Raw genomic sequence first — 11347 nt, forward strand, 5'->3', positions numbered from 1 at the left:
CGCTCTCAACGCACGTACGCCACCAGTGTTGCGCCGCAGCGCCATCGACCGGGAGAACACCGCCATTCATCGCTGCGCGTCACCGCGACGATAAGTGCGGAGTGCTGTGCGAGACACCGCTGCTGCGAGCACAATCGAGCGATGTTCGGGTGGGTGCGCAACAAGACAACCGCACTGCTGGCGCGAATCGGCAGGAGCAACAGGGCGATCAGGCGCCGGGCGGAGCGCTTCGGTTTGCTCCCGGCGATCATGTCCGCGCTCGTAGCAGGGATTGTTATCGCCTACGTGGCCTACCAGGTGGTGAATCGGTACACCCCCACCAGCGACGCGAAGGCCGCGCCGCTCGATATCACCAAGGTGGCGCTGACCATCGTCGCCGGGGTCGGCGGTGTCGTCGCCCTGGTGATCGCCTACCGACGCCAGCGCGATGCCGAGCAGAGCCGGTTCGTAGAACGCTTCGGGGCCGCGGCCGCCCAACTCGGCGCGACCGACGTCGCCGTCCGGATCGCCGGGGTGTACGCGATGGCCGGTGCCGCGGACGAAACCGACGGCCTGCGCAGGCAGCAATGCATCGACGTGCTGTGCGGCTACCTTCGCCTGCCTTACACCCCGGATCTCGGAGGCAATCACCAAACCAAGAACATCCGCAAATACCCGGCGGCCGACGCGTCGAGTCCGGAGGACGAACAACACTTCGAGTACCGGCAAAACGATCGTGAGGTCCGCAAAACCATCGTCCGGGTGATCGGTGAGCACCTCCGACCCGAGGCCGAATACAGCTGGTCGGCAAGCCATTTCGACCTCCGGACCGCCCACCTGGAGAACGTCGATTTCAGCGGCGCCGTCTTCGCCGGTGCCGCCCGCTTCGATGAGGCGACCTTCAGCGGCGATACCTGGTTCCACACGGCGAAGTTCTACGCCGACAACGGATTCAACGCGGCGACGTTCACCGGCGATACCTGGTTCAACGGGGCGACACTCAGTGGCACCGCCATGTTCGACGGGGCCAGGTTCGGCGGCGACGCGGGGTTCATCGGGGCGAGCTTCGGCGGCACCGCCCGATTCGACACGGCCACATTCGGCGGTGACGCGCAGTTCAACACCGCGACCTTCGGTGGTGACGCCTGGTTTCACACCGCGACGTTCGGCGGCCATGCCTGGTTCAGCGGAGCGATGTTCGGCGGCGGCGCCAGATTCGACGGGTCGACGTTCCGTGGCGATACCGGATTCGGTGAGGCGACGTTCCGGGGCGGCGCGGGGTTCAACAGGGTGACCTTCAGCGGCGATACCGGGTTCCGTGAGGCGACGTTCGGCGCCAAAGCATCGTTCGACGACGCGACGTTCGGCGGCGAGACCTCGTTCAACACGGCGGTATTTCACGGGCCTGCCGTTTTCACACGCCTTGCTTTGGCGGCACGGACCAGTTTCGTGTCGGCCGACTTCGGCTCGGAGCGCATCGAGTTCACCAACCCCCAGCGGTGGGGTCCGCCACCGCCGGAGTTCGACTGGGGCCAAGACGGGGCCGGGAAGCCTGGGAATATCGAGCCGCACGACTGGCCGCCCGCCGTGAACGCACTGTAACTCCGGTCGAAGCGATCGACACTGTTTCGACGCGGGAGTGCGTCGGGGTGGGGAATCATGTTCCTACGGGTAAGGGGGCGCTGTTGGGTGCAGCCCGTTGAACGTGTATGTGCGCGTTGGTTTTCGAAGCATGGCAGGGAAGGTTGGTGGGGGCCGATGAGCGAGATTTCGCCTGCTCCGCATCCGCGGGAGCGGTCCACCCGAGCGCGGGTACTGCGGTGACCGCCCCGAATGCCGATCCGATCGCTGCGTTCAAGGAGATGCTGCGGGAATTGGTCGCCCGCACCGGAGCGGCTTCGGACGCCACCCGGCAGGCGCGCTTGGCCGAGGAAGCTCATATCAGCGCGGAGGCATTGCGGCAGGCGATCACCTCCGGGCAGGCCCTACCGACTCGGGAAACTACCAAGGCGATCGTGACGGCGTGCCTGCACCACACTCGACCAGAGTTGGCCGGGCAGCAGCTGCAGAACGAATTGGCCTGGTGGGAGGACCAGCGCAGCACCGCCGCACGACCAGTTCGACCCGTCCCGGTTATCCCGGCACCCCCGGATGAAGCGCGCGCCGGCTCCGGCGCGTCCGGCAATCGAGGGGCGTGGTCGGCCACCGGTAGAGAATGGATCCGTCGGCGTCCGCGCCTTACCCTCGCGATTGCGGTGCTGGCGTTGGTGGTGGCGGTGGTATTCGCGGTGGGCGTGGTGCGGATCATCCGGGCTGCGGACGATACCTGCGTCGAGGCGGGGCTGAGCTTGGTGGACGGGGAGTGCATCGGGGTGACCGATGGAGCGTTCACCGGCTTCGACCCGGTAACGGCGGATGTCGTCGAGCAAATCGCCACGCAGAACAAGCTGGTGAGCGGCGACTATCTCACCGTCGCGCTGCTCGGTCCGCTGTCGCAGCCGGTGCAAACCGGTCCGCCTGGCGGTCGCCCGAAGGAGGGTCAGCTGTCCAGCGACCAGATCCGGCAGATGCTCATCGGCGCCGCCGCCGCGCAGCATCGGGTCAACAGCGGCCGCTCCTTCGGCGATCCCCGGCCCGCGATCCGGCTGTTGCTGGCCAACAACGGCAGCTTCCAGAACCAGTGGCGGGCACCGGTCGACCGACTGATCTCGCTGGCAGACGCCGAGGACCCGCACCAACGGGTCGCCGCCGTCGTCGCGCTGGGCACCAGTGTGGCCGACACCCGGGACGCGGCGAAAGCATTGAGCGGCAAGCAGATTCCGATCATCGGCGCCATCACCACCGCCGATGAGTTGAACTACGACAACATCCCCGGCATGGTCCGTGTCACCCCGACCACCAGCACCTTCGTCGACCATCTCAGCGGATATCTCGACAGCCACCCGGAGTTGGGTCCGGCGATCGTGGTGTGGGATCAGAACGCCGAAACCCGCGGCGACCTTTACGCCGCCGCGCTGCAAAAGGTGTTCCGCGACAAACTCGGTCGCTGGATCGGGCAGATCCCCGACCAGGGTTTCACCGGGGTCACCATTCCCAGCGACACCTGGCCGCAGATGTTCGACGGGGTCACCCGCAACGTGTGCGCGTCCGGTGCCAACACCATCCTGTTCGCGGGGCGCGTCTCCGACATGGGCGAGTTCATCGACTCGCTGAAGGAGCGTGCCTGCCGGTCGCGGCCGTTGACGATCATGACCGGGGTCACCGCGTTGACCGCGATTCACCGCAATCCCGACCAGTTGCGCCAAGCCGGCGTGCAGGTGATCTACGCCGGTGTGGTCCATCTGGACTGGCCCGGTGGCCGCGGCACCCCGCCCGAGGGGTGGCAGCCCTACACCGAGGCCCTCGCGAATGCGGGATACCGCACCGACGGCACCGACGCCTACACCTGCCTGGTCCACGACGCCACGCTCACCGCGACCCGAGCCATCCGACTGGCCGCCACCCCCAACCGGATGCCCGGAACCAGCGACGTGCTCGGCCAATTGCGCAACATCAACGGTGACTACACCATCGACGGATGTTCCGGCAGTTACGAATTCACCACAACCAGCAACGGCGCACCGCTGGGCACACCCGTCCAGATCGTCACCCTACCCCGATAGTCAGCGCGCTTAGTACTCACCGCTTCGCAGCTGCTACTCGGCGAATGAAGCACTGCTGCGCCAGAATCCACGGATGAGTGAAATCGTTGTTCGCCCAGCCGAAAAGGACGAGCTGGCCGCCGTCGCGCTACTTCGGTGGCAGTGGGTCACGGAGAAGCGCGGCACGCCCGATATCACTCGTGAGGAGTTCACTGCGTGGTTCGTGGCTTGGGCCAAGGACAACGAACGTTCGCACCAGTGCTGGGTGGTCGTCGATGGTGATCTCGTCCTGGGTATGGCGTGGCTCGCGGTCACCCAGCGCGTTCCGACGCCGCACGCGCCCGAACGAGCGTCGGGTGATCTGCAATGTGTGTATGTGGTGCCGGAACATAGGGATACGGGCTTGGGCGGCAGACTGATCGATGCCGTCGTCGTCGAGGCCGGTCGCCTCGGACTGGAGCGAGTGACCGTGCACTCCAGCGATCGCGCAATCAACGCTTACCTGCGTCACGGGTTTGCCGTGTCCCCTCGACTGCTCCAAGTCGAGTAGTCGGCTAGCTGGTTCGGAGCTGCGCACTGGTTCTCGGGACCCGCACCGGATGCGGGCGGTCAGAGGGAGTGCGGATCCGGAGGGAGGGTGCGGATTCCGGTGCGGCGGGCGCGGGTGCGGGAGGCGCAGTCGCGGGTGAGGGTGAGGATGTGGTCGAGGAGGCCGGGGCTTACGCCGGCCATCCCGGTGGGGTGGCGGGCGGTGTCGGTGTAGGCGCCGCCGGCCATGCGGTTGTGCAGGGTGCGGAAGGTGACCAGGGCGTTCATGATTCGGATGGCGCCGTCCATGGCGTCGGCGAGTTTGGTGGGGGGTGGGCCGGTGGGGCGGTCGAATTCGCGGATCAGGCGGGTGATCAGGGAGGGGGTGTTTTCGGTGTGCTCGAACAGTCGACGCCAGTGGGGGAGAGCGTATTTGACCAGATCGTGCTGGAAGTAGCGGAGGTCGGCGTCGCTGTGGTCGGCGGACCAGACGAGGCGGTCGATCAGGTAGAGGGGGACGTGCACGGGTGCGGGACCGTAGTATTGGCGGTCGGCTATGACAACGTCCGCCATGAACGGGCGCAGTCGGGCGGCGTAGAAGTCGACCGGGTCGACGTTGCGGTAGACGTCGTTCATCAGATCGGGCAGGGTCGCCAACTGGTCCGCCGCGGCGTGGCAGGTTTCGCCGAAGGCGGCATCGCCGGGGTGAATTTCGGCCAAGCCGGCGATCGTCGGCGCTATTTCGTCGATGAGGATGGTGCCGACTCGGACGGCGTCGATGATGACGTTCTCCTCGCGGTCTCCGAGGAACATCCGCTGACGCTTGCCGCGCGGGTTCCAGACGCCGTAATGCAGCACGGTGTCTCGCGGGACCATGTCCACCGCGAGCCCCCATGCGAGTAACGCGTCCGTGCCCTCGGGCGCGGCCTCGAGTGGTTCGACGCCGTGGCGCTGCAGTGAGGAGAGCAGCATTCCGATATCGCGCATCGCGGCCAGGCGGTCGGCGACATGCGTCAGGTCGATTTCCCGGGCCCGCCACAACAGCTCTCGAAATGAAGTGACGAGTTGTGGCACGTCGGCGGCGGCATTGAGCTCGGGCAATCGTGCCAGCAATGCGTCGGCGGACAATGGGTCGCGGTGCGCAACTTGCCGGCACGACGCCTCGTCGAGGCGTATCTGGTCGACTCCGCTATCAACCGGTTCGCTGTGTTCGGACAGGCGTGACCGTTTCTTCAGGGCTGGCATCGGATCCTCTCTTGCCGCTGCGAGCCGTCACAACTCGCAGCTGGTCGCGCATTCGTGCCGTCACCCCGAACGGTCCGGAGCGACAGTGTGCGCAAGGCAAACAAACATCCCATGATCGTGAGAAGAGGAATTGGGCAAACACTTGGTAAATGTCAACTGATCGCGTCCGGTGCCCAAGTGGGGAATCCCCGGACGGGCGATGGCTGGTTTCGCCCGAACTGGACGTGTGACCATTAAGCCGGTTGTCGGCCACCGGATCGGGGAAGCCAATGCGAACAATGATGATGAGGACGATGGCCGCGGTGCGGGCGCGTGTCCGGCAATGCGCGGTCGGCGCCGCTGTAGCCGCGATCGGATGTTCGGTGCTCGTCCCGACCCCGGCGCAAGCCGCCCCGCCGGCGCTCAGTCAAATTCAAGCCGAGGGTGGTTATCTCGTCGACGCGCAGGGCCGTAAAGTGCTGCTGCACGGCGTCAACAACGTCGATAAGCAAGCGCCGTACGTAGAACCCGGCGACGGCTTCACCGTGACCGACCAGGACGCGGCACTACTCGCTCGGCATGGGTTCAACACCGTGCGCCTCGGTGTGAGCTTCGCGGGGCTAATGCCCACCCGCGGCGTCGTCGACACCGCCTACCTCGAACGTCTCGTCAAGGTGATCGATACCCTTGCGGCGCAAGGCATCTACACGCTGCTCGACAATCACCAGGACGGGTTGTCGAAGATCTGGGGCGGCAATGGATTTCCGGAATGGTCGCTCCGTGCGCGACCGGCCGCCTGGGAACCCAACCCCGGCTTCCCGCTCTACTACCTGATGCCCAGCATGAACCGTGGCTGGGATGAAGTGTGGGACAACAGCAATGGCGTCCTAGACCACCTCGGCACGGCGCTGGCGGCACTGGCCGAGAAGGTCAAGGGCCGCACCGGCGTACTCGGTATCGAGCTCATGAACGAACCATGGCCCGGATCGGCGTTCCACACCTGCTTCCCGAACGGCTGCCCCCGCTTCGACGCCAAATATCAAGCGGCCATGCAGAAACTGACCGACGCGGTGCGCGCCCGCAACGCAAGCATCCCGGTCTTCTGGGAACCGAACGTCACCTGGAACGAAACCATGCCGACCAACCTCGGCAAGAACCCACCGATCACCTCACCCGGCATCGTCTTCGCCCCGCACGACTACTGCATCCCCAGCCAACTGGCCATCTACCTCGGCCTGCCCGAAGAACTACGCGGCGTATGCCCGGTCCAACAGGACAAAACCTGGGGCAACATCGACTCCTTCACCAAACGAACCGGAATCCCCACACTGGTAACCGAATTCGGCGACGGCGACGCAACGGTACTGCGCAACACCCTCACCCGAGCCGACGAGCGCTTCATCGGCTGGCAATACTGGCACTACGCCTCCAGCTTCGGCCCCGCAGGCCCGAAACCCGACCCCTTCCTCGGCGACATCGGCCGCGACCTCGTCCGCACCTACCCCCGAGCCACCGCAGGCACCCCCGGCCCCCTCACCTTCGACCCCGCCACCGGCGACTTCGCCTACCGCTACACGCCCCAACCCCTCGCCGCCCCCACCGAAATCTACGTCTCCGACCTGCACTACCCGAACGGCTACGAGGTCCGCGCCGACGGCGGCACCGTCACCTCGCCCCCCGGAGCGCGAGTAGTCACCGTGCAAGGCAACGGCATCACACCGGTCACGGTGTACATCAACCGGCCCGGATCCGCCGGTGCCAAGGTACCGACCGGACCGGCCAGCGGCCGCTGAATCATCCGCACCGGTCAGCGCGGTGCGCGCGCATCGAGTGGCCAGATTCGGTCGATGAGGCCGCGTCCGATGATGAGCCGCACCGCCTGCCGGGGGATGGTGAGCACGGCGAAAGTGCTGAAGAAATCGGGGAGACGTAGATCGTTGTAAGAGATTGCGCGGAAGTATCTGTACATCAGAGCCGGAGTCGAATAGGCGAGCAGCGTGAGCACGACCCCCAGAGCGATGGCGAACGGTGGCATCGAGCGCGGGCTGAGCTTTGCGGCGACGATCGTCGTGGTTACCAGCGTCAGCACGACCGCCGCGGTGCCGAGGACATCGGCCATCCACTGCGAGATAAGTTTGGGCGAACTTGCCCGGGCGGGTAGGAGAGTCGCCCACACTATCAGTGCAACCAGCGAAATCAGCGCGCAGAACCGATAAGGCGTTGCGTCCCATGTGAGGTCCCATAATTCGCCGACCACGACGATGGCGAAAGCGGTCGCGATCAGCAGCGCGACGTCCCATATCGCATGGGGCTTGGTGGCGTGATCGAGCCAACGATTTCCTCGTCCGTTGAATTCCGAGGTGCCGGCCGGGATCGTGCGGTGAAGCGGTGCCACTTGCCATCGAGTCTGTCTGAGCAGCAAAAGGAGATGCGGCTTCCGGGCGATCAAAGCGTCGGCAAAGAATATTCGTCTTCCGTACACCGTGCGGCTTCGGCACACATAGGTTCCGCCCTCGAGACACCAGGTCATGGAGACGAAAACGATACCGAGAAAGAAGCAGTAGGCGGCGAGCTCCAGCATGATCGGCCATTCGGTTTCGATGCGCAAACCGAACGGCGCCGTCCAATCGTCTTGGCCGGGCCACACCCAACGCCACGGCCATTCCCATTGCCAGGGCAGATCCCAATTCCAGGGCCATTTCCACTCCCACGCAATGTCCTTGCCGCCGCCGGTGGTCGGCGGCAAGCTGAGGCCGAGGAAGGCGCGGAGTGGGTACCCGAGCCCGACCGCCGCTACGACGAGCCAGCCGACGATCGGCGGGGCGTGGCGGCGTGGATCGCGCGCGTCGAATCTGTTGCGTTCGACGCTGCGAATCCCTTCGTACAACACCGCTATCGCCAAAACCCCTGCGGCCAAGGGGATCACATGGTGAAAGAACGAGACGAACGGCAGGCCACACAAGATTATTGTCAGGACAACGCGTCCACCGATCGCCCCCAATGTCGCGTACGCTGCCGTCTGAACACCTGCTGCCTGCGTTGGGATCCTGCCGCGCTGCTCGGCGTTCGGCGATACCCGGTCCTCGTCCAGCCCGCGCAGATCGTTGAGCTGATACCGCCCCTGGTAGATCAGGATCTCCAAGATGAACCACAGCACGAGCGCTCGTGGCACGAAGTAGGGAACCTCGAGCACCGAAGGTTGCATCACGATCAAGGTCAGTGTCCCGATCGGAAAGAACAGTGCCTTGCTCAAATCCATCGGCCGGGGCAGCAGTAGGTAGGACAGCAACTTCCGCTCACCGGTCCGCGGTCGCACCAGCGGCAGCAACGGCGTTGCGCGGCGAGCCCTGGTGTCACGCACCAGCTTCAGGAAGTAGGAGCGCCCGTTGACGGTGCCGTTGCCCGCTTCCACCGCGAGCAAGATGATGACGGGTAGATAGACCACCACCATGGTGAATTGAAGATAGAAGGCATATTGTCGCGCCATGTAGCACAGCAGTCCGAGGAAGATGAACTCCAACGACAACATGGCGACGAGCTGCAGGATTCGCGGAATCCGGTACCCATGGCTGAGCGAGTTCAGTTCGGCGATCATTTCCCTGTACATGACCGGCCGCAACAGCGGATAGCCCGCCATATCCGGCTTGCCAGGCGGTAGCAACTTCGCCAATTCACGTTCCAGAGCGCGGGAGTAGAAGCTGCGCACGGTGGCCTGTGACGCGGTGACCTGCAACATGCACGCCAGCGCCAGCGGAATGAGCGGCACCGCGGCCGCCGCGGCATCGTGAATGTGGTTGGACGGTTCCTTGCCGCTGACGAAGGTGACGAAAGCCCCGAACAGGGCCAGCGTCGTCACCACACCACCGAATACGCCTACAAGTTGATTATTCAGCTCGCGCTCGTCGTCTCGGGCTGCGACATAGTCGGCGATCAGCGCATCGAAGTAGTTCTGTTCACGATCCACAATCCACGCCCATCGTCACCTGCCGTCGCAGTCGACTGTGCCCACGGCATGCAGTGCTACCTGCGTGTACCGCTCAGTCTGGCAAACCGCGTCGGGTGATCGGTATCCGTTGTTCGCACGACCGAGCAGTTCAGCGGTGGCTGGGGAGAGCGCTGGTAGGGCTCAGCGCTGCCGCCGGGCGGCCCGGAGCTCGCGCCACAGCGTTCGGTAGAAATCGAAATAGGTGCGTTCGACGTGGACGGCGCGTTGCTGGACCTCGTGGTGGCGGGTGGGGAGTTGGTTGAGGGGGACTGACATTGCGGCGTGGTGTTCGATGTGCAGGTTGTTGCCGTTGGTGAACCAGGTGGTGAGGCGGCTGCCGCGGATGGAGCGGGTGTTGCGGAGGACGTCGGTGGTGTCGGTGTCGCACAGGATGTGTTCGGGGAGTTCGACGAGGAAGTGTAGGGGGACGGCGAAGAATAAGGGCAGCAGCCAGATTCGGAGGACGAGGTCGTGGCTGCCGGTGGCGGCGAGGGCTGCGGCGGCGAGTAGTAGCGCGCCCAGGATCAGGTGTTCGGTGCTGCTTCGGCGGCGCATGGTGGCGCTGAGGTGGCCGGGTTCGGATCGTTGGCGTCCGGTCGCCGCGCGCAGCACATCGCGGACGACGGTGAACAGACGTGCGTAGTCGAACATGCCGCGCAGCAGTAGGGCGACGGTGAGCGGCTTGCGGGTGTCGAAACCGAAGAACTCGGTGTCGTTCGGTGTGCCGAGGTGGCGGTGGTGCTGCAGGTGGCGAACCCGGTAGTCGGTGTAGACGACCAGCAGTGGCAGACCTAGGGGCACGCCGACGAGGCGGTGCGGCCAGGCGGCGCGAAAAGCGCTGTGGTGCAACGCTTGATGTTGGAGTTCGACCGCGTGGGTGTACATGGCCGCCAGCAGGAGAACTCCGGCGATCAGTGCGAGCGGTTCCGGGCGCAGCGCGAGGGCCACGCCAATGGCGGTGAGTGCGCCGAGTAGGGCGAGTTTGATGAGGAACACGCGTTCGTCGGCGGCGCTGGTCCGGGCGCGGGCGAACAGCAGCCCGGCGGCAGGGTGGGTCATCTGATCTTCTCGACTCGGGTCAGCGGCCGCTGAGCAGGACGACGTGGGTGCCGGTGAGCGGGGTGCGGCGGGCATGACCGAGCAGTCCGGCAAGGGCGACCGCGCCGGAGGGGGTCGGCCGGGCGCCGTGCTCGGCGAGCAGGTCCCTGGCGGCCAGGAGTTCGTTGTCGTCGGCGCCGAAGATCGCGCCACCGGTCGTGGCGACCGCGGCCATTGCCTCGGGTCCTTGCAGCGCATGCCAATTGACCAGGGGCTGATTGTGATCGGTAGTGACCACCCCGTCCGGTGGCAGCATCCGGTATTCGCCGGGCCAGCTGGTCACGACGGGGTTGTTGGCGGCCGAGCCGACGCCATTGATCGGCACCGACCAGCCGACGGCTCGTAGCTGCCGATGCACCGCGATGATGGTGGTGCCGTTGCCGACCGGAATCCACAGTGCGGCAGGCGGTTCCGTCAGCGCGACACGCAGCGCGTGCACGACGACGCCGTGCCCGTCGAAGACCGCGTCCACGTACGGGCCGTCGACGTTGCCGTCGACCGAGCCGTCTTCCGCTGCGAGGGAGCGCGATTCGTCGACGGCATCCTCATAGCTGCCGTCGACGAGGTGCACGTCGGCACCGGCGTCGCGCATGAACGCGCCACCATCGCTCCACCCGGCCGGCAGCACGACGGTGCAGGCCAGCTCGGCCGCCGCACAGGCCATGGCCATGGCGCGGCCGTAGTTGCCGCAGGTGGCGACCACGACTCGCCGGTATCCGTCGGCCATGGCGCGGCTGACCACCGCGCGGGCGGCCGGCTCCTTGTGACTGCCTGAGGCATAACGGGTTTCGTCCTTGATGAGGATTCGGGTTCCCGGGACGAGTTCGCCCGCGTCGATGAGCGGCGTGGCGTACGCGTCGGTCGGTGTGGTGGTCAGGGGTGAGGCGGGCAC

7 protein-coding genes and 1 pseudogene are annotated in these 11347 nt (G+C 65.7%); 4 read left to right on the top strand and 4 right to left on the bottom strand.

Features of this window, described 5'->3' with window-relative positions:
- The first annotated feature begins 141 nt into the window (after nucleotides 1-141).
- From ACIHA7_RS09720 to ACIHA7_RS09730, 3 genes are all read left to right on the top strand, one after another.
- Nucleotides 142-1581, top strand: a complete 1440-nt coding sequence (locus tag ACIHA7_RS09720) for a pentapeptide repeat-containing protein (RefSeq protein ID WP_397287548.1) — start codon at nucleotides 142-144, stop codon at nucleotides 1579-1581.
- 218 nt (nucleotides 1582-1799) lie between these two features.
- Complete coding sequence (locus ACIHA7_RS09725) at nucleotides 1800-3641, top strand: hypothetical protein (RefSeq protein ID WP_397287550.1); 1842 nt, start codon at nucleotides 1800-1802, stop codon at nucleotides 3639-3641.
- Nucleotides 3642-3714: 73 nt separating this feature from the next.
- Complete coding sequence (locus ACIHA7_RS09730) at nucleotides 3715-4170, top strand: GNAT family N-acetyltransferase (RefSeq protein WP_397287552.1); 456 nt, start codon at nucleotides 3715-3717, stop codon at nucleotides 4168-4170.
- 59 nt (nucleotides 4171-4229) lie between these two features.
- Here the strand turns inward: ACIHA7_RS09730 and ACIHA7_RS09735 are convergent, their stop codons facing one another.
- Nucleotides 4230-5276 carry a monodechloroaminopyrrolnitrin synthase PrnB family protein gene (locus ACIHA7_RS09735; RefSeq protein WP_397287554.1) on the bottom strand — a complete coding sequence of 349 codons (1047 nt, stop codon included), beginning with the start codon at nucleotides 5274-5276 and terminating at the stop codon, nucleotides 4230-4232.
- Nucleotides 5277-5686: 410 nt separating this feature from the next.
- On the opposite strand from ACIHA7_RS09735, the gene ACIHA7_RS09740 reads away from it, so the two are divergent.
- A complete protein-coding gene (locus ACIHA7_RS09740) occupies nucleotides 5687-7165 on the top strand; it encodes a cellulase family glycosylhydrolase (RefSeq protein ID WP_397287556.1) in 1479 nt (492 codons plus the stop codon).
- 1000 nt (nucleotides 7166-8165) lie between these two features.
- On the opposite strand, the pseudogene ACIHA7_RS09745 reads toward ACIHA7_RS09740, so the two are convergent.
- The 3 genes and pseudogenes from ACIHA7_RS09745 to ACIHA7_RS09755 all read right to left on the bottom strand — a co-directional run.
- Nucleotides 8166-8228: pseudogene (locus tag ACIHA7_RS09745) on the bottom strand (hypothetical protein); the annotation flags it as partial.
- Nucleotides 8229-9498: 1270 nt separating this feature from the next.
- Nucleotides 9499-10416 carry a fatty acid desaturase family protein gene (locus ACIHA7_RS09750; RefSeq protein ID WP_397287558.1) on the bottom strand — a complete coding sequence of 306 codons (918 nt, stop codon included), beginning with the start codon at nucleotides 10414-10416 and terminating at the stop codon, nucleotides 9499-9501.
- A 19-nt stretch (nucleotides 10417-10435) separates the two neighbouring features.
- The gene (locus ACIHA7_RS09755; protein WP_397287560.1) at nucleotides 10436-11347 is read right to left on the bottom strand and encodes a pyridoxal-phosphate dependent enzyme; all 912 of its coding nucleotides are present in this window, start codon (nucleotides 11345-11347) and stop codon (nucleotides 10436-10438) included.

Origin of the sequence: Nocardia sp. NPDC052316, assembly GCF_044547795.1 — a bacterium.
GTDB lineage: Bacteria > Actinomycetota > Actinomycetes > Mycobacteriales > Mycobacteriaceae > Nocardia.

What these genes read in the sequence shown, in the direction of transcription:
- ACIHA7_RS09720 (WP_397287548.1), top strand. Translation starts at nt 142, where the DNA reads ATGTTCGGGTGGGTGCGCAACAAGACAACCGCACTGCTGGCGCGAATC.
- ACIHA7_RS09730 (WP_397287552.1), top strand. Translation starts at nt 3,715, where the DNA reads ATGAGTGAAATCGTTGTTCGCCCAGCCGAAAAGGACGAGCTGGCCGCC.
- ACIHA7_RS09740 (WP_397287556.1), top strand. Translation starts at nt 5,687, where the DNA reads ATGGCCGCGGTGCGGGCGCGTGTCCGGCAATGCGCGGTCGGCGCCGCT.
- ACIHA7_RS09750 (WP_397287558.1), bottom strand. Translation starts at nt 10,416, where the DNA reads ATGACCCACCCTGCCGCCGGGCTGCTGTTCGCCCGCGCCCGGACCAGC.